Consider the following 20,836-nt stretch of genomic DNA (forward strand, 5'->3'; position numbering starts at 1 on the left):
GTGACGTGACATTCAGCTTCCGAAGCGATCGACTCTGTCTCGACTTCGCGGCGACCCTCATGTTTCGTTCCACCGCCACCCCCAAGGACCTGTTGGGCACGACAGCCGACGTCGTCGCATGGGCGCGCGCGGCCGGGCTGGTCGCAGACCTCACGCCCTTCCCGGCAGCCCAAATGGCAGAGGTCCGTCGGCTTCGTGAAGACCTCTACTCACTCGGCTGTGCTCTCGCGGCCGCGGCACCGCTCCCGCCCGAGGCGATCACTGAGCTCAATAACGCGGCACGGCAGGCTCCGCCGACGATCCAGCTCGCCATCGAGCACGACACCGAACCGACGAAGAGGGCGTACGGCGACCTCGCCGCCATCCTCAGTGCTCTGGCCCGCGACGGCATCGACCTCGCCACCGGCCCAGACGCCCACCGGGTGCGTCAATGCCACCGGGACGGCTGCACGCGCCTCTTCCTCGACCGCTCACGCGCTGGCAATCGCATCTGGTGCGGCATGCAACAGTGCGGCAACCGCATCAACGCCGCTGCGTACCGCCGACGACGCTCGCAAGCGAGTGCAGCGACCGGCGAGCAATCCCACCCGGTGACGCGGGGGAACGCGGCCGCCCGTTGGCTACGTGGCTCGGACGATCGGCCACCGGTCGGCTATCTCGATGAGGACCCGCGTCACCCGTCCTCGGGCTCGACCCGCGGTGGCGTCCCGGTCCGGTAGCCGGGATGAACGGCAGGTTCGATCCCGTGCGCCGTGGCGAGTTTGTCCAGCAAGGCGCCCAGCTGACGACGCTCGGGTTGGGACAGCGGCGCGAGCGTGCGGGCTCCGTGAGTTGCCGAGACGGCGGTCAACCGCTGCATCATCTCCTCTCCCGAGTCGGTCAGGACCAGCTGATGACTTCGGCGGTCGGTCTCGCTCCGGCGTCGGTCGACCAGTTCCTTGGCCTGCAGTTGATCCAGCAGAGCGACGACACGGCTCGGCGCTGCGCCCAGACGCTCCGCCAAGTCGCGTTGGCCGATGCCGGGGCTGTGGGAGATCAGGCGGAGGACCCCCGCCTCTGGGGGCGTCAGGTCGAGGTCCTTGACCAGGCCGGCAAACTGGCGGGTCGCCACAGTGCCCAACTGGGAGAGCCGGTAGGCGATCCGTCCAGGCTGAGCACGCTCTGACATGAATCAATGCTACGACGTTGACAGAAAAATTCTTGAGATGAATCATTCACTTTATGAACGACATGGACGCGACGATCCCTCCCCCTACCGACCTGTCGCCTCAGATGACCGGCCCTGTCAAAGGCACGGCACTCCTGCTCGGAGCTCATGGGGGGATCGGCGAGGCTATCGCCACCGCTCTCGCCTGCCGCGGCGCTGATCTCGTGCTCGCGGCTCGCATCGCCATCGCCTCGAGGACACCCGGGACAGGCTGACCGGTGATCGCGGGTCGGTCCGCGTCGCGGTCCTCGACGTCACGGACGACGACGCGGTCTGCGACCTCGTCGAGAGTCTCGACGGCCTCAGCGTGGCGGTCAATAACTTCGCCCTAGCCCACCGTCCGGCGCCCCTTCCGGCGATGGATGTTGCCGAGTTCGACAACGTGATCGCGACTGCGCTGCGCGCGACGTTCGTGGCGATGCGGGCCGAACTGCAGGCCATGACCAGCGGCGTAAGCCTGGTCAACATCGTATCGACGGCCGACCTGCGGGCGGCGCCAGGCATGTCTGGTTACACCGCCGCCAAACATGGCGTGATCGGACTCACACGCTGTGCCGCTCTCGACATGGCCGGGCGCGGGGTCCGGGTCAACGCCGTGGCGCCCGGCCCCATCGAGTCCGGAGGGCTCCTGCGGCAACCTGCCGACGTACGTGAGCAGGTTGGCAGCCACGTGCCGCTGGGACGCCTGGGGCAACCGAACGAGGTGGCCGAGGCGGTCGCATGGCTGGCCTCGCCCGCCTCATCGTTTGTCACCAGGGCGGTTTTCCAGGTGGACGGCGGACAGGCGGCATGGGGGGGCTGACGGGCCGGGCCGCCGACGACCCTGCGCCGTTGGCGGGGCTACCCCCACCGCCCCGTAGACCTCGTTCCGCGCGCTCGGAGCCTGGCCGCGCGCCGATGACCCGGATCGGGCGCGTCGTCTCGTTCCCTGCAAAGACCAATCCCTGCCCTCACCGCGCAAACAGTCCCGATGAAGAGGTATTGATCGTCGCCGTGACGCCGGACTCCCCGACGCCACCCTTGGCTGTCCGGGTACCCGTCCGCTGGCGCGGGCGGACGAGACGTGTACGGCGTACCTGCGGCGGCAGCACACGAGCGTGCGAACCCACGAGCACGGACGCCGCAGGGCGATCGGGCAGGCATGACGGTCAGCGATGCACGAGGGTGAAGAACTCGGTCACGACCGTCGCGGCCTCAATGTCGTCGATGCCCCATTCGGACAGGTGGGGTCGGTAGTGCTCGGCGGGGGCGCGCTTCCAGTACGCGAGGGAGAGATCGCCTTCGCCCTCCGCGACGGCGATGCGCTCCGGGACGTCCCGGAACACGCGCATCTCGACTCTGCTGGTGCGCAGGATGCATCGAGGGCGTCCTCCCGAATCCAGGAAGATCCAGTGGTCGCCGACCTTTGGAAGGGGGTCACGCGCCGTCAGGTAATCCTCGACCAGGCCACTGCCGGCGGTCTTCGTGCCTGCCAGATACAGGTCGAGGAGTCGGTCAGCGATCTGCGGACTGCCTGGGCACGCCGCGCTGATCGGCCCCAGGGGACGCACGCCGGTCGGGAGGCCGTCGAGGTACCCCTGCAAGAACCGCTCCTAGTCGGGGTGAGCGTCATGTTCGGGAACACTCGGTCGCCTCGCGCGCCTCAATGGAGCACGGTCAGCGCGTCCAGTCCTCGACCAGCAGGCCGTCCACTCGTTGAAACTCCCGAAGGTTCGCCGTCTGTCGGCGGCCACGAGAAACTGCCCGGAGACGGCCACGAAGCTGCCCGCTGGCGGACGTGAGAACTGCCCACTGACGGTCATGGGATCTGCCCGACACGACGTCGTCTGCCTCGCCGACCTGCGCGGTTGAGGCCCCTTCCTCGGGTGCGATGAGCGGTGCTGATGCGCCCTATCGCTCCCGAGGAAGGGATGAGTTGAAGTCTGCCGAGGAGATCATGGAAATGTTGGATGCCTACGACCTAACAGGTTCGTTGCGCGATGCCGGCGAGCTGGCTGGCTGCTCCCACCACACGGTGAAGCGGTACGTGGATCGCCGTGCTGGCGGCGGGGAGTTGCCGGCGGCGGCGGTGCGGCCGATGTTGATCGATGAGTATCTGCCCAAGGTCGAGGAGTGGGTCGAGCGGTCGGTCGGGAAGGTCCGTGCCGATGTGGCGCACGAGAAGCTGCTCGCCCTGGGCTACGGAGGGTCGGAGCGCACCACCCGCCGTGCGGTCGCGAAGGTCAAGAAGTCCTACCGGGCCGGACACGTGCGGGTGCACCGTCCCTGGGTGACTGAGCCGGGGATGTGGTTGCAGTACGACTACGGCGATGGCCCCGTCGTCGACGGCGTCAAGACCGTGCTGTTCGTCGCCTGGCTGGCTTGGTCGCGGTTCCGGGTCGTGTTGCCGATCCGCGACAAGACGATGCCCTCGGTGTTCGCTGCCCTGGACGTGACGTTCCGGCGGCTGGGTGGGGTGCCGACCTATGTGTTGACCGACAACGAGAAGACCGTCACGGTCGAGCACATCGCCGGAATTCCGGTGCGGAATCCGCAGCTGGTGGCGTTCGCCGAGCACTACTCGATGGTCGTGCACACCTGCGTCCCGGCCGATCCGGCGTCCAAGGGCGGCACCGAGTCGTCGGTGAAGATCAGCAAGGCCGACCTGGTCCCCAAGGACACCAACCTGCGCGAGGGGTACGCCTCGTTCGCCGAGCTCGGGCGGCGTGCGTGGAGTTCTGCGAGAAGGTCAACACCCGAGCGCACCGGGTCACTCGTCGGCCACCGATCGAGATGCTCGCCGAGGAACGGGTCCGGCTGCACCCGGTCCCGATGACCCCGCACACGGTCGCGTTCGGCACCACGCGGGTGGTGCCGGGCAACACACCGATGGTGATGTTCGAGTCCGGCCAGTACTCGGTCCCGCATGCCCTGCTGGGTGCGACGGTGTGGGTCCGTGCCCATGGTGTCGGCGAGGACGAGTGGGTCGTCATCGTCCACGTCGGCCAGGACGGTCCCCTCGAAGTCGCCCGCCACCGCCGGGCCACACCCGGCACCCCGAAGATCGATGACGAGCACTTCCCAGCCCAGCCGTCCGGGCCACTGGACCGCCAGCCCCGTGCGAAGAACCCGGCCGAGTCCGACTTCCTCGACCTGGGCGAGGGCGCGAGGTTGTGGCTGATCGAGGCCGCCGCCGCAGGCACACCACGGATGCGCGTCAAGATGGCCGAAGCCCTCAGCTTGGCCAAGCTGTTCGACCCCGTCGAGGTCGACTGGGCACTGGGCCACGCCGCCGTGCACGGCCGGTTCGCCGAAGCAGACCTGTCCTCGATCCTGGACCACCACGCCCGAGCACCGAAAGCCGGTGAGCACCGGGCCAGCGAGGACTCCTCGCTGACCCAGGGCACCAGCGCATGGGCACGGCTCGGTGAACAGGTCGGCCAGCACGACGGCCGCGACGGGAACGAGGTGGCCCGATGACGACGAGAAGCACGGCGTCAGCACCGCCGCTGCCAGCCGAACTGGAGGAGCTGTTGCGCCGGTTGCGGCTGCCGCACATCCGTCGTCACGCACCCGAGGTCGTCGCAACCGCGAAAGCCCAACGCTGGGAGCCCGCCGAGGTGTTGAAGGCGCTGTTCGCCGAGGAGGTCGCCGGCCGGGAGCGTTCCGCACTTGTCACCCGGCGAGCGTCGGCGGGCTTCCCCACCGGGAAGACCTTCGACGCGTGGCAGCCCGAGGCATCCTCGATCCCAGTCCCGACCCAGCAGGCGCTCCGCACCCTGGAATGGGTCCACCGCCGCGAGAACCTCGTGGTCTGCGGCCCGTCGGGCACCGGGAAGACGTTCCTGCTGGAGGCCCTTGGCCAGCAAGCCGTCGAGGCCGGGTTGAAGGTCGCCTGGTTCACCCTGGAAGACCTCGGCGTCCTACTCCGAAGGCACCGTGCGGACGACACTGTCACCAAGGCCATCGCCCGGGTCCTGCGCGCCGACCTGGTCATCGTCGATGACATCGGCCTGCTGCCGGTCGCCGCGGACGCCGCCGAGGGGCTCTACAGACTCGTCGACGCCGCCTATGAGAAGCGGTCAGTCGCGATCAGCTCGAACCTCCACCCCTCTGGGTTCGACGAGCTGATGCCCAAGACGCTGGCCACCGCCACGGTGGACCGACTGCTCCACCACGCCCACGTCTGCCAGACCAGCGGCGACAGCGTCCGGCTCACCCAAGCACTCGCCGGTCAAGGGGTGAGCCCGTTGAACTGACCACCCTGGTCGGTGGTGGCCACAACCCCCTTGGGTAGATCCCGTGGCCACCACCGGGCAGATCTCGTGACCGTCAGCGGGCAGCTTTCATGTCCGCCACTGGGCAGTTCCGACTGTCCCTTGACAGCCGTCACCACCGTCAACCCGCGGGACCGGGCGTGGCCCGCGATGAGGACGTCAAAGGGGCCGATCGGTGTGCCCTTCCGCGCCAAGTCGGCCCGGATCTGCGCCGCATGATCCGCCGCCGACCGATCAAGGTCCAGCACCGTCACCAGTTCGAGAAGCCGCTCAGCCTGTGACCTGCCCAGCTCGGGATCGTTCGCTCTTGCGGCGCCGAAGTAGAGCTCGGAGACCACTACGGTCGAGGTCGCCAACCGTCCCTCGTGGCGTGCCAAGTGGGCCTGCAGGTCCGGCGACGCACGACGCAGAGCCTCGATGAGAACGCTTGAGTCCAAGAGAAACTGTGGCGCGATCACCACCATTCGCGCTCCTGCATCGGAGGCTGGTCCCGCTCGGGAAAGCCAGCGGGGTTGGCGCGCACGTCGTCGAACCACCGGTCCCAGGTGTGGCCCACCGGGGTGATGACTCGTGAGTTGCCCTCGACGACGATGCTGACCTCCACGTCCTCGGGAAATGCGACCTCTGCCGGGAGGCGAACCGCCTGAGTACGGTTGGCTCGGAACAGCTTGGTAATCACCATGGCGTCCTCCATCCCCTGTAGATACAGCCAGGATATACGCCGTATGGCACGCTGGCCAGGAGTCTGTCGCCACGCCGCCGCGGACTGTCTGGCGTAACTCAGCCAACGGGGCGGGAGAGGGGTCGAACCAGCTAAAGACGCCTTTCCCGCTTGAGAGACCCCTGTCCCGCCCCGCCTCGCCGGAGTGCCGTTCCCTCGCTTCAGTGCTCCGCGTCGAACCAGCTGTGGCCGACGCCGACGTTGACCTCCAGCGGTACGTCGAGGGGCACCGCGGCGCCCATCTCCCGGCGTACGAGCGCTTCCAGCGCCTCCCGCTCCCCCGGCGCGACTTCCAAGACCAACTCGTCGTGCACCTGCAGCAGCACCCGCGACGCGAGTCCCTCGCCCCGCAGCGCCCGGTCCACGCCCAGCATCGCTACCTTCATGACGTCCGCAGCCGACCCCTGGATCGGCGCATTGAGCGCCATCCGCTCGGCCATCTCCCGGCGCTGCCGGTTCGAACTCGTCAGGTCCGGCAGATAGCGGCGCCGGCCCAGCATCGTCTCCGTGTACCCCTGCTTGCGCGCCACGTCGACGACCGACCGCAGGTAATCCCGCACCCCGCCGAACCGGTCGAAATACGCCTCCATCAGCCCCGTCGCCTCGGCCGTCGAGATCGTCAGCTGCTTGGACAGGCCGAACGCCGACAGCCCGTACGCCAGCCCGTAGCTCATCGCCTTCACCTTGGCGCGCATCGCGCTGGTCACGTCGGCCGGGTCGACCTCCCACACCCGGGCCCCGACGAACCGGTGCAGATCCTCGCCGGCGCGGTACGCCTCGATCAGCCCCGCGTCGCCGGACAGGTGCGCCATGATCCGCATCTCGATCTGCGAATAGTCCGCCGACATCAGCGACTCGAACTCGATCCCCGCCGATCGACCCACCACGAACGCGGACCGGATCCGCCGCCCCTCCTCGGTGCGGATCGGGATGTTCTGCAGGTTCGGGTCCGTCGAGCTCAGGCGCCCGGTCGCCGCGATCGTCTGCATGTACGTCGTGTGGATGCGCCCGTCGTCCGCGATCGACTTCAGCAGCCCCTCGACCGTGACCCGCAGCCGCGCCGCGTCCCGGTGCCGCAGCAGCGCCTCCAGGAACGGGTGCTCGGTCTTGCCATAGAGGTCGGCCAACGCGTCCGCGTCGGTCGTGTACCCCGTCTTGGTCCGCTTCGTCTTCGGCATGCCCAGCTTGTCGAACAGGATCACCTGGAGCTGCTTGGGCGAACCGAGGTTGACGGTGTCGTCGCCGATCGCCGCGTACGCATCCGCCTGGGCCTGCGCCACCTGGTCGGCGAAGTGCCCCTCCAACGACTCCAGCCCGTCGCGGTCCACCGAGATCCCGACCCGCTCCATCCGGCCCAGGATGTGCACGATGGGCAGCTCGACGTCGGCCAGCAGAGCGGTGCCCCCGGTCCGGGCCAGCTCCTCGTCCAGCGCCACCGACAGGTCCAGCACCGCCCGGGCGCGGACCATCGCGTCCTGCGCGGCGGCGTCGCCTTGGGGGCTGAAGTCGAGGACCCCCTGGCCGCTCGCCGCGGCGTCGTCCTCGGGCCGCAGCTCCCGCTTGAGGTAGCGCACCGTGAGATCGGCCAGGTCATAGGACCGCTGGTCCGGGCGGGCCAGGTACGCCGCGAGCGCCGTGTCGTGGACCAGCCCCACCGGCGCGTACCCGCGGGCGATCAGCGCCTGCAGCGGGCCCTTCGCGTCGTGCAGCGTCATGGGCCGCTCGGGGTCCGCCAGCCAGGCCGCCAAGGCCGCGTCGTCGGCCATCGACATCCCCGCCAGGTCGACGTACGCCGCCTCCTCCCCCGCCGCCAGCGCCACCCCCTCCGCGTCGCCGGTGCCCCGGGCCCAGGTGCCCACCACGTGCACCCCGGTGCGCACCCCCGGTCCGGCGTGCGCGGCCAGCCACGGCCCCACCGCACCCGGCGCCAGCACGGCGCCGTCCACCGCGACCCCGGCCTCGGCCTCCGGCTCGGCCGTCGTCAGCGTCGCGAAGAGCCGGTCCCGCAGCACCCGGAACTCCAGCCCGTCGAAGACCTGATGCACCTCGTCGCGGTCCCACGGCCGCCGCGCCAGGTCCTCGATCGACACGTCCAGCTCGACATCGTCGACCAGCCGGTTGAGCCGCCGGTTGCGCAGCACGGCATCGACGTGCGCCCGCAGCGACTCCCCGGCCTTGCCCTTGATCTGATCCACGTGCGCGATGACGCCGGTCAGGTCGCCGTACGTCGTCAGCCACTTCGCCGCCGTCTTCGGCCCCACGCCGGGCACCCCGGGCAGGTTGTCCGAGGTCTCCCCCACGAGCGCGGCCAGATCGCTGTAGAGCCGCGGCGGCACGCCGTACTTCTCCTCGATCTGCGCCGGCCCCATCCGCCACACCTCGGAGACGCCGCGCACCGGGTAGATGATCGTCGTCGAGTCGTCCACGAGCTGGAACGTGTCGCGGTCGCCGGAACCGATCCGGATATCCGCGATGCCGTCCGCCCGCGCCTGCGCCACCAGCGTCGCGATGATGTCGTCCGCCTCGAATCCCGCGACGTCCACGTGCCTGATCCGCAGCGCGTCGAGGACCTCCTTGATCAACGCCACCTGGCCGCGGAAGTCCTCCGGGGTGCTGGCGCGCCCCGCCTTGTACTCCCCGTATTCCTGCGTCCGGAACGTCTCCCGCGCCCGGTCGAACGCGACCCCGACGTGCGTCGGTTCCTCGTCGCGCAGCACATTGATGAGCATCGACGTGAACCCGAACACCGCATTGGTGACCTGCCCGGTCTGGGTCGAGAAGTTCTCCGCCGGCAGCGCGAAGAACGCCCGGTACGCCAGGGAGTGACCGTCGAGAAGGAGGAGGCGACTCACATGTGGCAGCCTAGGCCCCACCCCCGACAGCGCGACGTACACCGTACGTCGCCCGGGGCCGGCCCGCCGGATCGGCGCGGCGAAAAGGCAAAGGAGAGTACGGCGTGAGCGAGAGGCCCTGGGGCAGCCGGGACGGCGGATCGAGTACGGCGTTGCCGCGCGGCGTCACGCTGCCTCGCGAGGAGACGCTCGTCGGGCGGATGGGCATCGACGTGACGCACGCCAGCCCCGAGCAGACCGTGGCGACGATGCCGGTCGAGCCCAATCGGCAGCCCTACGGCCTGCTGCACGGCGGCGCCAGCGCGGTCCTCGCTGAGACCGTCGGCTCGATCGCGGCCGCTTACCACGCCCACACCATCGGCAAGCTGGCCGTCGGCGTCGAGCTCAACTGCACGCATCACCGGGCGGTGCGCTCGGGCACCGTGACCGGCACCGCGACGAAGCTGCACGCCGGCACGAGCGCCGCGACGTACGAGATCGTCATCGTCGACGAGCAGGACCGCCGCGTCTGCACCTCGCGGCTGACCTGCATGCTGATCGATCGCGCCCCGGGCGCGCCGGGCGCGCCGGGTGCCCCCGCACAGGACCCCGAGGGCGTCGTGGACTCCGACGACGGCGACGACGTCCAAGACGTCGGTGGGGACACGCCGGGCGCATGAGCGCGCACCGATGACCGGGGGCTTCCCCGGCCTGGGCACCCTGCTCAACGCCGCGACCGTCATCGTGGGGTCGCTGATCGGCATGCTCGTGGGCAACCGGCTACCCGAACGCACCCGGGACCTGGTGACCGACTGCCTCGGCCTGGTCACCCTCCTCATGGCGGCGCTGTCGGCGGCGTCGGTGATGGACGGGGAGCTGACCTCGCGCGTCCGCACCGGCGCGCCCGTCCTCATCGTGCTCGGCAGCCTGCTGATCGGGGGCATCGCCGGCTCGATGCTGCGGATCGAGGACCGGCTGGAGTCCCTGGGTGACGCCGCGGCCCGCTGGTCGGCGCGGCGCCGGGGTCGCGCCTTGGAGGGCGCCGCCGAGCAGGCCGAGGCCGACCGCTTCACCCAGGGCTGGCTGACGGCGACCCTGCTGTTCTGCGTTGGCCCGCTGACGATCCTGGGTTCGCTGGACGACGGGTTGGGCCGTGGCATCGACAAGCTGGCCGTGAAGTCGGTGCTCGACGGGTTCGCATCGATGGCGTTCGCGGCGTCGTTCGGGATCGGGGTGCTCGCCTCGGCGCTGTCCGTCCTGGTCATCCAGGGTGCGCTGACCATCGTGGGCATCTTCCTCGGCACGATCATGCCTGCCGCGCAGATCGCGGCGCTGACCGCGACCGGAGGCCTGGTCCTCGCCGGCATCGGGCTGCGGCTGCTGCGGATCCGGCAGATCCCGGTCGGCGACATGCTCCCGGCGCTGGTGGTGGCGCCGCTGCTCACGACGCTGGTGGCGCGCTAGAGACGCGCCGATCACCGCTCCCGGCCGGCGTGCCCGAACGCCTCGTTCGGCACGGCTGTGGCCCATGACCGCTCACGACCTGCGCGTTTGGTGCCATGGCACCCAAACCGCAGGTCACGAACGGTCGCCGTACGGATAAAGGCCGACCGGGAGCTCGTCATCGCTTCCTCGGCCGGCAATCGCAGCGGCGAGCTGCCTGTCGCGTCGCCAGCGGGCGGGCTACTTCTTCTTGCCCGAGGGCAGGCCGTCGATCACGAGCTGGGCCACCTCGCGCATTCCCAACCGGCGGTCCATCGCCGTCTTCTGGATCCACCGGAAGGCCTCGGACTCCGTCAGTCCCATCTGCTCCTGCAGGATCCCCTTGGCGCGGTCGACCGTCTTGCGGGTCTCCAGCCGCTCGCCGAGGTCGGCGATCTCCGCCTCCAGGGCGTGCAGCTCGACCCAACGGGACCGGGCGATGTCGATGGCGGGGCGCAGGTCGTCGATGGTGAAGGGCTTGACCACGTAGGCCATGACGCCGGCGTCGCGGGCCCGTTCGACCAGGTCGCGGTCGCTGAACGCGGTCAGCATGACGCACGGCGCGATGCGCTCCTTGCCGATCACCTCAGCCGCCGAGATCCCATCCTTGACGGGCATCTTCACGTCGAGGATCACCAGGTCGGGGCGGTGCTCGCGGGCAAGGTCCACGGCCTGCTCGCCGTCGCTGGCTTGGCCGACTACGTCGTAGCCGCTGTCGGCCAGCATCTCGGCCAGGTCGAGGCGGATCAGGGCCTCGTCCTCGGCCACGACCACGCGGACGCCATCCCGGCCGGCGTCCTCAGCGGCGGATTCGAGGACCTGCGGACGGGACGGGGGCGGGGCTGGTACCGGGGCCGTGGGCTTGATGGTCACCCGCACATCTTAGGACCTCGATCCTGACCGCACGTGAGGCGGATCCTGGACGTACGCTGAATTCCAGCGAGCGGCAACGGGATCCGAACCAACGGACCGACATCGGAGGGTGGCGCCGGTGGCCGCCCAGAGGGCACCGGACGCCGGAATGGGACCGGCGCGCGTCTACGCGGCCGTAGCGTGCTCCGCGGATGGCTGACTGTGCTGCCGGACTACGGTGCCGGGAGCGGGACTTGAACCCGCACGACCTTGCGGTCAGAGCATTTTGAGTGCCCCGTGTCTGCCATTCCACCACCCCGGCGGGTGACCCAGTTGCCCAGGCGCGGACCATCATACGTGCTGCGCGGCCGGCCCCGCCGCACCGTCCGGCCGACCCACACGCCGAACCGCTCCGAACCCAGTCCGCCCCTGCCACGCCAGGGCCGGCCCGGCCCGGCGAACAAACTGGGAATCCCCGGAAGCGGTCGAGCCTCAGCTGTCGAGACTGCCCACGACGTGCACGCGCAGCGAGTTGGTGGTGCCGCTCACGCCGTACGGTCGGCCTGCCACCACGACGAGGACGTCCCCGTCGGTGACGACGCCCTCGGAGAGGAGGGCTTGGTCGACGGCCTCGACCATCGTCGACATGTGCCGGAACTTGGGGACGACGAACGCCCGCGTCCCCCAGGTCAGCGTCAGCCGCCGCGCGGTCTGCGGGTCGTTGGTGAAGGCGAGCATCGGCAGCTCGGACCGCACCCGGGACATCCGCCGGGCGGAGTCGCCGGAGGAGCTGAAGCACACCAGGTACTTCGCCTGCAGCGCGTGCCCGATCCGCGCGGCCGCCGCGGTGACGGCGCCGCCGACGGTGGAGGGTTCGGTGCCCAGCGGGGGGATCCGGGCCAGACCGTGGTCCTCCGTGTTCTCGATAATGCGGGCCATCGTGCGGACCGCCTGGATCGGCCAGGCGCCGACGCTCGTCTCCCCCGACAGCATCAGCGCGTCCGTGCCGTCGAGCACGGCGTTGGCGCAGTCGCTGGCCTCCGCCCGGGTGGGGCGGCTGTTGTCGATCATCGACTCCAGCACCTGGGTGGCCACGATGACGGGCTTGGCCTCCCGACGGGCCAGCTCGATCGCCTGCTTCTGGACCAGCGGCACCTCTTCGAGGGGCATCTCGACGCCCAGGTCGCCGCGCGCCACCATGATCCCGTCGAAGGCCCGGATGATCTCGGCCAGGTTGGCGACCGCCTGCGGCTTCTCCACCTTCGCGAGAATCGGGCGGCGGACGTCCTCGTCCTCCATGATCTCGTGGCACCGGATGACGTCGCGGGCGTCGCGCACGAACGACAGCGCGATCCAGTCGGCCCCCATGCGCAGCGCCCAGCGCAGGTCCTCCTCGTCCTTGTCGGACAGGGCGGGGACGCTCACCGGTACGCCGGGCAGGTTGATGCCCTTGTTGTTGGAGATGGTGCCGCCCTCGGTGACCTCGGTGACGACATCGGTCGGGGTCACCTCGACGGCGCGCAGGCAGATCTTGCCGTCGTCGACGAGCAGCGTGTCGCCGGGGCGCACGTCACCCGGCAGGCCCTTGAACGTGGTGGAGACCCGGTCCTTGTCGCCGTCCACGTCGTCGATGGTGATCGTGAACCGGTCCCCGTCGTTGAGCAGGACCGGCCCGGTGGCGAACCGGCCGGTGCGGATCTTCGGCCCCTGAAGGTCGACCAGCACTCCCACCTGACGCCCGGCGGCCTCGGCGGCCTCGCGGACCATGGCGATGTGCCGCTCGGCGTCCTCGAACGAGCCGTGCGAGCGGTTGATCCGGGCCACGTCCATGCCCGCGTCGACCAGGGCACGGATCTTCACCGGGTCGTCAACCGCGGGGCCGATGGTGCAGACGATCTTGGCGCGGCGCATGGATTCGATTCTACGGGCGCCGGATCGGCGCCCCCGACAGGCTCGGCGCACGCCGGGGGGCCAGCGGATGTACGTCGGGTGGCATGGCCATGCATTCTTGGCGCCGTGCCGCAAGGGTGCCCGCGGCAGAGCTGCGGCGCGGCGGCGCGTCGTCAGCCCCGCACCTGAGGCGACTCACCTCGTGTCGAGACGACACACGTACGTACGGGAGTTGTCTCGACTTAACCTGAGGCGCCTCACCTCGAGACGAGACGACACACGTACGTACGGGAGTTGTCTCGACTGAACCTGAGGCGCCTCACCGCAGGGAGCACGTTGCTCCCGGGAACCGGCTGCACCGAACGCCGGCCGAACCCTCACGGCCCGGAAGCCTCGACGCAACTCCCACAGCCCGGCGTCGCGGACGACCCCGGACCGCGGCTACACCGTCAGCGGGCGATCCGTCGGGCTGATCGGCCGCGGCAGCGCGGACTCGCCCGTCAGCCAGGCGTCGACACCGTGCGCGCAGGCCCGCCCCTCGGCGATGGCCCACACGATCAGCGACTGCCCGCGACCGCAGTCGCCCGCGACGAAGACCCCCGGAACGCTGCTCATGTAGTGCTCGTCGCGCACGATGTTGCCGCGCTCGTCGAGCTCCACACCGAGCTGCTCCACGACCCCGGCCTTCTCCGGGCCGGTGAAGCCCATCGCCAACAGGATCAGCTGGGCGGGGAGCACCTGCTCGGTGCCGTCCACCTCGACGAACCGGCCGTCCTCGAGGCGCACCTCGACCAGCCGCAGCCCGCTGACCTTGCCGCGCTCGTCGCCGATGACCTCCTTGGTGTTCACCGAGTAGACCCGCTCGCCGCCCTCCTCGTGCGCGCTGGCGACGCGGAAGAGCATCGGGTACGTCGGCCACGGGTGGGCGTCCGCGCGCTCCTGCGGCGGCCGCGGCATGATCTCCAGGCTGGTCACGGACTTGGCGCGCTGCCGCAACGCCGTACCAATGCAGTCCGCGCCGGTGTCGCCGCCGCCGATGACGATGACGTCCTTGCCGGTCGCGACGATCTGGTCGACGACGTCCTGACCGAGCGCGACGCGGTTGGCCTGCGGGAGGTACGTCATCGCCTGCACGACGCCCTCGAACTCCCGCCCTGGCACCGACAGGTCACGCGGCACCGTCGCGCCGGTGGCGAGCACCACCGCGTCGTACCGCTTGCGCAGCTCCGTCCCCGTGAGGTCCGCCCCCACCTTGACGCCGGTGCGGAACCGGGTGCCCTCGGCGCGCATCTGCGCGAGGCGCCGGTCGAGGACCTGCTTCTCCATCTTGAACTCGGGGATGCCGTAGCGGAGCAGGCCACCGGCCTTGTCGGCGCGCTCGTACACCGCGACGGTGTGCCCCGCCCGGGTGAGCTGCTGGGCGACCGCCAGCCCGGCCGGGCCGGAGCCGACGACCGCGACCGTGCGGCCGGACAGCCGCTCCGGCGGCATCGGCATGACGCGGCCGTCGTCGAAGGCCCGGTCGATGATCGTGACCTCGACCTGCTTGATCGTCACCGCGGGCTGGTTGATCCCGAGCACGCAGGCGGTCTCGCACGGGGCCGGGCACAGCCGGCCGGTGAACTCCGGGAAGTTGTTGGTCGCGTGCAGGCGCTCGATCGCGTCGCCCCAGCGGCCCTTCCAGGCGAAGGTGTTCCACTCCGGGATGATGTTGCCCAGTGGGCACCCGCTGTGACAGAACGGGATGCCGCAGTCCATGCAGCGTCCGGCCTGGTCTTGCAGGTCGCGGACGTCCTGCGGCTCGTAGACCTCGTTCCAGTCGCGCAGCCGCACGGGGACGGGGCGGCGGGACGGGAGCTGGCGCTCCCGGTGGTTGAGGAAACCATGCGGGTCAGCCACGGGAGGCCTCCATGATCCGCTCCCAGACCTGGGAGCCGTCGGGGTCGAGCCCGTCCGCCTCCGCGGCGGCCCGCACGTCGAGGACGCGCTGGTAGTCGCGGGGCAGCACGAGCGAGAATCGGGCGCGGCTGGCCGGCCAGTCGGCCAGCAGCTCGGCGGCGACGACCGACTCGGTCGCCTCCAGGTGGCGGCGCAGGAGGGTTTCGACGCGGTCCGCGTCGTCGTCGCGCAGCTCCAGCACGTCGACGAGTTCGGGGTTGACCCGCTGCCGGGCGAGGTCGAGCACGTAGGCCACGCCGCCCGACATCCCGGCCGCGAAGTTGCGGCCGGTGGGGCCCAGGACCAGGACCGTGCCGCCGGTCATGTACTCGCAGCCGTGGTCGCCCACGCCCTCCACCACGGCGCTGGCGCCGGAGTTGCGCACGCAGAACCGTTCCCCGGCCGTGCCGCGCAGGAAGATCTCGCCGCTCGTGGCGCCGTAGCCGACGACGTTGCCGGCGATCACGTTGCGCTCGGCGGCGAGGTGGGACGACGGCTCGGGCCGGACGGCCAGCCGACCACCCGAGAGGCCCTTGCCGACGTAGTCGTTGGCCTCGCCGAACAGGCGCATGCTGACGCCGGCCGGCAGGAACGCCCCGAACGACTGCCCGGCCTCGCCGGTGAGGTTCACCGTGATCGTGTCCTCCGGCAGACCCTCGTGGTGGGCCTTCGTGACCTCGTGCCCGAGCATCGTGCCGACCGTGCGGTTGACGTTGCGGATCCTCGCCTCGATGCGCACCGGCTCACCACGCTCCAACGCCGGGCGCGCCTGCGCGATCAGCTCGTTGTCGAGCGCCTGCGCCAGGCCGTGGTCCTGCGCCTGGGTGCAATAGCGGGCCGCGTCGCCCTCCGGCACCGCCTCCGCGAGGATCGGCGACAGGTCCAGCCCGGCGGCCTTCCAGTGGTCGACGGCCTTACGGACGTCAAGCACCGAGCTGTGCCCCACCGCCTCGGCGATGCTGCGGAACCCGAGCTGGGCGAGCAGCTCCCGCACCTCCTGGGCGATGTACTCGAAGAACGTCTCCACGAACTCCGGTTTGCCGGTGAACCGGGACCGAAGCTCGGGGTTCTGCGTGGCGATGCCCACCGGGCAGGTGTCCTGGTGGCACACCCGCATCATGATGCAGCCGCTGACCACCAGCGGAGCGGTGGCGAACCCGAACTCCTCGGCCCCCAGCAGCGCCGCGACGACCACGTCGCGCCCGGTCTTGAGCTGACCGTCGGTCTGCACGACGATCCGGTCGCGCAGGTTGTTGAGCACCAGCGTCTGCTGCGTCTCGGCGAGGCCCAGCTCCCAGGGCGCCCCGGCGTGCTTGAGCGACGTCAACGGCGAGGCACCGGTGCCGCCGTCGTGCCCGGAGATCAGGACGACGTCGGCGTGCGCCTTGCTCACCCCGGTCGCGACCGTGCCCACGCCCACCTCGGAGACGAGCTTGACGTGGATCCGCGCGCTGGGGTTGGCGTTCTTCAGGTCGTGGATGAGCTGGGCCAGGTCCTCGATCGAGTAGATGTCGTGGTGCGGCGGCGGGCTGATGAGCCCCACGCCGGGCGTCGAGTGCCGGGTCCGGGCCACCCAGGGGTAGACCTTGGCGCCGGGCAGCTGGCCGCCCTCGCCGGGCTTGGCGCCCTGCGCCATCTTGATCTGGATGTCGTCGGACTCGGTGAGGTAGTGGCTGGTCACGCCGAACCGACCCGAGGCGACCTGCTTGATCGCGCTGCGCCGGGTCGGGTCGAGCAGCCGGTCGACGTCCTCGCCGCCCTCGCCGGTGTTGGACTTGCCGCCGAGGCGGTTCATCGCGATCGCGAGGGTCTCGTGGGCCTCCTTGCTGATCGAGCCGTAGCTCATCGCGCCCGTGGAGAACCGCTTGACGATCTCGCTGACCGGCTCGACCTGGTCGATCGGGATCGCGGTGCGCCCGCTCGTGTCGAATTCGAAGAGCCCGCGCAGCGTCATCAAGCGCTTAGACTGCCCGTCGACCCGCGCCGTGTACTGCTTGAACAGGTCGTAGCGCCGGCTCCGGGTGGAGTGCTGCAGCCGGAACACCGTCTCAGGGTTGAAAAGGTGCGGCTCGCCTTCGCGACGCCACTGGTACTCCCCGCCCGTCGTCAGCTTGCGGTGCGCGTTGCCGACGCCGGAGACCGGGTACGCCGTGCGGTGCCGCGCCTCGACCTCCTTGGCGAGGACGTCCAGGCTCACGCCGCCGAGGCGGCTCGTCGTCCCCGTGAAGTAGGCGTCGATGACCTCCTTGGCCAGGCCGATGCACTCGAAGACCTGGGCGCCGCGGTAGCTCGCCACCGTCGAGATGCCCATCTTCGACATGACCTTCAGGACGCCCTTGCCGAGCGCCTTGATGAGGTTGGCGACGGCCTTCTCGCTGGTCACGCCGGTGATGGCCCGAGAGCGGACCATGTCCTCGACGGTCTCCATCGCGAGATAGGGGTTCACGGCGGCGGCGCCGTAGCCCACGAGGAGGGCGACGTGGTGCACCTCGCGGACGTCGCCCGCCTCGACGATCAGACCCACCTGGGTGCGGGTCTTCTCCCGAATGAGGTGGTGGTGGACCGCGGCGGTCAGCAGCAGCGACGGGATGGGGGCCTTGTCGATGGTGCTGTCCCGGTCGGAGAGCACGACGAACCGGGCGCCCCGCCGGATCGCCGTCGAGACCTCCTTGAAGATCATCTCGAGTCGCTGCTTCATGGCAGCGGCCCCGCCGGCCACGTCGTACAGCCCGGACACGACCACGGTCGCCGTGCCCGACCCGGCGTCGTCGTCCGCGTCGATGTGCACGATCTTCGCCAGCTCGTCGTTGTCGATCACCGGGAAGGGCAGCACGATCTGGCGGCAGTGCTCGGGGGTCGCCCCGAGGAGGTTGAGCTCGGGCCCGGCGGTCCCGCCGACGCTGGTGACGAGCTCCTCCCGGATCGCGTCCAGCGGCGGGTTCGTCACCTGGGCGAAGAGCTGGGTGAAGTAGTCGAACAGCAGCCGCGGCCGGTCCGACAGCACCGCGATGGGGGTGTCGGTGCCCATCGAGCCGAGCGCCTCGGTCCCGGTCGCCGCCATGGGCGCGAGCAGGATCCGCAGCTCCTCGCTGGTGTAGCCGAACGTCTGCTGACGGCGCGCCACCGAGCTGGGGGTGTGCAGGATGTGCTCGCGCTCGGGAAGATCGTGCAGCTCGACCATGCCCTCGTCGAGCCACTGCGCGTACGGCAGCTCCTGGGCCAGCTCGCTCTTGACCTCCTCGTCGGAGATCAGCCGGCCGGCGGCCGTGTCCACGAGGAACATCTTGCCGGGGCTGAGCCGGCCCTTCTCGACGATCTTCTCCGCCGGGATGTCGAGCACGCCCGCCTCGCTGCCGAGCACGACCAGGCCGTCGTCGGTCACCCAGTAGCGGCCGGGCCGCAGGCCGTTGCGGTCGAGTACGGCGCCGATGAGCGTCCCGTCCGTGAACGTCACGCAGGCCGGGCCGTCCCAGGGCTCCATGAAGCAGCCGTGGAACTGGTAGAAGGCCTTGCGCGCGGCGTCCATCTCGGCGTGGTTCTCCCACGCCTCCGGGATCATCATGAGGACCGCGTGCGGCAGGCTCCGGCCGCCGAGGTGCAGCAGCTCCAGCACCTCGTCGAAGCCGGCCGAGTCGGAGCCGTGCGGGTCGCAGATCGGGAAGAGCCGGGTCAGGTCGCCGGGGATCAGGTCGCTCTTGAGCACCGACTCCCGCGAGGCCATCCAGTTGCGGTTGCCGCGCACCGTGTTGATCTCCCCGTTGTGGGCGATCAGCCGGTAGGGGTGCGCGAGCGGCCAGCTCGGGAACGTGTTGGTGGAGAACCTCGAGTGGACCAGCGCCAGCTCGGTGACGACCCGGGTGTCGTGCAGGTCCGGGTAGAAGTGGTCGAGCTGCTCGGTGGTGAGCATGCCCTTGTAGACCAGCGTGCGGGCGGACAGCGACGGGAAGTAGGTGCCGGTCTCGTGCTCGGCGCGCTTGCGCAGGCAGAAGGCGAGCCGGTCCAGCTCGATGCCGGCCGCGCCCTCGCGGGCGCCCGCGGCGGCGACGAACAGCTGGGCGAAGTGCGGCATGACGTCGCGGGCCACCTTGCCGATGACGCCGTAGTCCGTGGGGACGTCGCGCCAGCCGAGGACCGTCAGGCTCTCCTGGGCCGCCAGCTCCTCGATGCGACGCACAGTCGCGGCGCGCCGGTCCGCCTCGACGGGCAGGAACGCGGTGCCCACGGCGTACCGGCCCTGCTCGGGCAGCTCGAACCCGGCCACCGCGCGCAGGAAGGCGTCCGGCACCTGGAAGAGGATCCCCGCGCCGTCGCCGACGAGCGGGTCCGCGCCGGTGGCGCCGCGGTGGTCGAGGTTGCGCAGCGCGACCAGAGCCTGCTCGACGATGTCGTGTCCGGGCTCCCCGCGCAGGGTCGCGACCATGGCGACGCCGCAGGCGTCGTGCTCGTAGGCGGGGTCGTACAGACCGGTGGCGGCGGGGACAGCGGAGAAGTCGCGTGCGGACACGTCGTTTCACCGTCCTTGAGGGAGAGGACCGATGAGGTCGGGGGAAAGAGTACGCCGAGACGGCGCGATGAACCGGACCGCGCTGTCCGGCCGATGGCACTCTACCGGCTGGGCCGCACCCGAAATGACCGGGGCCATCTCGATGTGCGAGACGCCTCGTCCAGATGGCGGCTAACCGGTGGCCTCGCCGGAGCGGCGGCGCCCGCGGCGGCCCAGCCACCAGAACCACCAGGCCCCGAAGGCGAAGACCAGGACGGACGTCCAGACATTGAGCCGCAGCCCGAGCACGTGGTTGGCGTCGTCGATGCGCAGGTTCTCCACGACGAAGCGCTCGACCGTGTAGAGCATCAGCACGAGGGCGAAGAGCTGGCCGGGCGCCAGCACGCGCCGTACGGCGTCCCGCGAGCCCTCGGTCACCGCCGCGGCCCCCCGCGGGGCCGCCCCAGCGCCGAACCGGCGGTCGACCCAGAACAGCAGCGCCGCGGCGAGCAGGCACCACACGGCCTCGTAGAGGAACGTGGGGTGAAAGGTGCCGATCACGACGGGCTGGCCGGCCGCATCGAGCACCGCCCGCCCGGCCTGGTGGTCCCACTGGTGGATCTCCAGCGCCCAGGGGACGTCGGTGGGGCCGCCGTACAGCTCGTTGTTGAACCAGTTCCCGAGCCGTCCGATGGCCTGGGCGATCAGCAGCGGGGGCGCGAGGGCGTCGCCGAAGACGAGCAGCGGTACGCCGTGGCGGCGGCAGCCCAGCCAGGCCCCGACCGCCCCGAGTGCCACGGCGCCCCAGATCCCCAGGCCGCCCTCCCAGATGTAGAGGGCTCGGACCGGCTGGCCGCCGGGGCCGAAGTAGGCCTGTGGGCTGGAGATCACGTGGTAGAGCCGACCGCCGACGATCCCGAAGGGCACCGCCCACAGCGCCACATCAATGGCCTTCTCCGCCTCGACCCCGCGCTCCGGCAGCCGCCGGGCGGTGAGCCAGGCCGCCACGACGATGCCGGTGAGCAGGCACAGCGCGTAGGCCCGGATCGGGAGCGGGCCGAGGTGCCAGACCGCCACGTCGGGGCTCGGCAGCGAGGCAGGGATCGGGGCGAACAGCATCAGCGCTTCTCCTGGCCTTCCTCGCCGTCCAGGCAATCGACGCGGGTGCGCTCGATC

At 70.4% G+C, this 20,836-nt stretch carries 15 protein-coding genes, 1 tRNA gene and 1 pseudogene; 6 read left to right on the top strand and 11 right to left on the bottom strand.

Annotated features, from left to right (window positions below):
* Positions 1 to 5 precede the first annotated feature (5 nt).
* A complete protein-coding gene (locus IPK37_18210) occupies positions 6 to 719 on the top strand; it encodes an ABATE domain-containing protein (GenBank protein ID QQS00700.1) in 714 nt (237 codons plus the stop codon).
* On the opposite strand, the gene IPK37_18215 is transcribed toward IPK37_18210, so the two are convergent.
* Positions 674 to 1,168: a winged helix-turn-helix transcriptional regulator gene (locus tag IPK37_18215; protein QQS00701.1), complete on the bottom strand. Its 495-nt coding sequence runs from the start codon at positions 1,166 to 1,168 to the stop codon at positions 674 to 676. The genes IPK37_18210 and IPK37_18215 overlap by 46 nt on opposite strands.
* A gap of 250 nt (positions 1,169 to 1,418) precedes the next feature.
* On the opposite strand from IPK37_18215, the gene IPK37_18220 reads away from it, so the two are divergent.
* A complete protein-coding gene (locus IPK37_18220) occupies positions 1,419 to 2,009 on the top strand; it encodes an SDR family oxidoreductase (protein ID QQS02999.1) in 591 nt (196 codons plus the stop codon).
* 346 nt (positions 2,010 to 2,355) lie between these two features.
* On the opposite strand, the gene IPK37_18225 is transcribed toward IPK37_18220, so the two are convergent.
* Complete coding sequence (locus IPK37_18225) at positions 2,356 to 2,790, bottom strand: ASCH domain-containing protein (GenBank protein QQS00702.1); 435 nt, start codon at positions 2,788 to 2,790, stop codon at positions 2,356 to 2,358.
* Between the two features lie 332 nt (positions 2,791 to 3,122).
* Between IPK37_18225 and IPK37_18230 the strand changes: the two are divergent.
* A pseudogene (locus tag IPK37_18230) lies at positions 3,123 to 4,666 on the top strand (IS21 family transposase).
* A complete protein-coding gene (locus tag IPK37_18235) occupies positions 4,663 to 5,445 on the top strand; it encodes an ATP-binding protein (GenBank protein QQS00703.1) in 783 nt (260 codons plus the stop codon). The pseudogene IPK37_18230 and the gene IPK37_18235 overlap by 4 nt, the downstream one beginning before the upstream one ends.
* Here the strand turns inward: IPK37_18235 and IPK37_18240 are convergent.
* From IPK37_18240 to polA, 3 genes are all read right to left on the bottom strand, one after another.
* Entirely contained in the window at positions 5,421 to 5,927 is a 507-nt protein-coding gene (locus IPK37_18240; protein QQS00704.1) for a PIN domain-containing protein, read from the bottom strand. The genes IPK37_18235 and IPK37_18240 overlap by 25 nt on opposite strands.
* Positions 5,918 to 6,142: an antitoxin gene (locus IPK37_18245; protein QQS03000.1), complete on the bottom strand. Its 225-nt coding sequence runs from the start codon at positions 6,140 to 6,142 to the stop codon at positions 5,918 to 5,920. The genes IPK37_18240 and IPK37_18245 overlap by 10 nt, the downstream gene beginning before the upstream one ends.
* A gap of 203 nt (positions 6,143 to 6,345) precedes the next feature.
* Complete coding sequence (gene polA / locus IPK37_18250; protein ID QQS00705.1) at positions 6,346 to 9,036, bottom strand: DNA polymerase I; 2,691 nt, start codon at positions 9,034 to 9,036, stop codon at positions 6,346 to 6,348.
* Between the two features lie 200 nt (positions 9,037 to 9,236).
* Here polA and IPK37_18255 point away from each other — a divergent pair, with 200 nt between their 5' ends.
* Both IPK37_18255 and IPK37_18260 read left to right on the top strand, forming a co-directional pair.
* Positions 9,237 to 9,695, top strand: a complete 459-nt coding sequence (locus IPK37_18255; GenBank protein QQS03001.1) for a hotdog fold thioesterase — start codon at positions 9,237 to 9,239, stop codon at positions 9,693 to 9,695.
* 10 nt (positions 9,696 to 9,705) lie between these two features.
* Positions 9,706 to 10,479 carry a DUF554 domain-containing protein gene (locus tag IPK37_18260; protein ID QQS00706.1) on the top strand — a complete coding sequence of 258 codons (774 nt, stop codon included), beginning with the start codon at positions 9,706 to 9,708 and terminating at the stop codon, positions 10,477 to 10,479.
* Positions 10,480 to 10,698: 219 nt separating this feature from the next.
* On the opposite strand, the gene IPK37_18265 is transcribed toward IPK37_18260, so the two are convergent.
* The 6 genes from IPK37_18265 to IPK37_18290 form a co-directional block, all read right to left on the bottom strand.
* The gene (locus IPK37_18265) at positions 10,699 to 11,370 is read right to left on the bottom strand and encodes a response regulator (protein ID QQS00707.1); all 672 of its coding nucleotides are present in this window, start codon (positions 11,368 to 11,370) and stop codon (positions 10,699 to 10,701) included.
* 218 nt (positions 11,371 to 11,588) lie between these two features.
* A tRNA-Leu gene (locus IPK37_18270) sits at positions 11,589 to 11,671 on the bottom strand.
* A 170-nt stretch (positions 11,672 to 11,841) separates the two neighbouring features.
* A complete protein-coding gene (gene pyk, locus IPK37_18275; GenBank protein QQS00708.1) occupies positions 11,842 to 13,260 on the bottom strand; it encodes a pyruvate kinase in 1,419 nt (472 codons plus the stop codon).
* 420 nt (positions 13,261 to 13,680) lie between these two features.
* A complete protein-coding gene (locus tag IPK37_18280) occupies positions 13,681 to 15,138 on the bottom strand; it encodes a glutamate synthase subunit beta (GenBank protein ID QQS00709.1) in 1,458 nt (485 codons plus the stop codon).
* Positions 15,131 to 19,681, bottom strand: a complete 4,551-nt coding sequence (gene gltB / locus IPK37_18285) for a glutamate synthase large subunit (GenBank protein QQS00710.1) — start codon at positions 19,679 to 19,681, stop codon at positions 15,131 to 15,133. The genes IPK37_18280 and gltB overlap by 8 nt, the downstream gene beginning before the upstream one ends.
* Before the next feature lie 171 nt (positions 19,682 to 19,852).
* Entirely contained in the window at positions 19,853 to 20,779 is a 927-nt protein-coding gene (locus tag IPK37_18290) for a prolipoprotein diacylglyceryl transferase (GenBank protein QQS00711.1), read from the bottom strand.
* Positions 20,780 to 20,836 lie beyond the last annotated feature (57 nt).

Source organism: Austwickia sp. (assembly GCA_016699675.1).
Lineage (GTDB): Bacteria > Actinomycetota > Actinomycetes > Actinomycetales > Dermatophilaceae > Austwickia.